The sequence below is a fragment of the Ligilactobacillus acidipiscis DSM 15836 genome (assembly GCF_001435755.1).
GTDB lineage: Bacteria > Bacillota > Bacilli > Lactobacillales > Lactobacillaceae > Ligilactobacillus > Ligilactobacillus acidipiscis.
Genome location: NZ_AZFI01000381.1, coordinates 1 through 381, shown reverse-complemented (window position 1 = coordinate 381; position 381 = coordinate 1). Strand labels below are relative to the sequence as shown.

Below are 381 nucleotides of genomic sequence, written 5' to 3'. Positions count from 1 at the left end.
ATATCGACAAGCACCACAAATAAAAAAAAGCCGCCCTGTGTAACTTTGGTAGAGGTCACAGGACGAGCTAAAATCGTTTATTAAATTTCTGCCACCGCCTTTGAAGCGGCTTGCATGGGAAGTCTTGTTAGCGCAGGGCTTCCTTTTTCTGCCTCCATTATAGCATGCCCTTTAAAAACTGGCTAACGTTTTAGACTTTGATCGGGTTCAGAATCTGGTTGTTTAATTTCTGAATTCTTTTTAGCAAATGCTTGTAGCTGCTTTTGCGTTCGCTCACTGATTTCTTCGTGTATCTCATTTAACTGGTTTTTAAATTGTGCTTTCTGTTGTGGACTAGTTGCTTGTTGAATTTGTTGTTGCAAGCCTTGATAGGACTTATTA

1 protein-coding gene is annotated in these 381 nt (G+C 39.9%); it reads right to left on the bottom strand.

Annotated features, from left to right (window positions below; genetic code table 11):
• Window positions 1–182 precede the first annotated feature (182 nt).
• The coding region (locus tag FC65_RS11170) for a hypothetical protein (protein WP_056972814.1) at window positions 183–381 on the bottom strand (199 nt) is incomplete at its 5' end.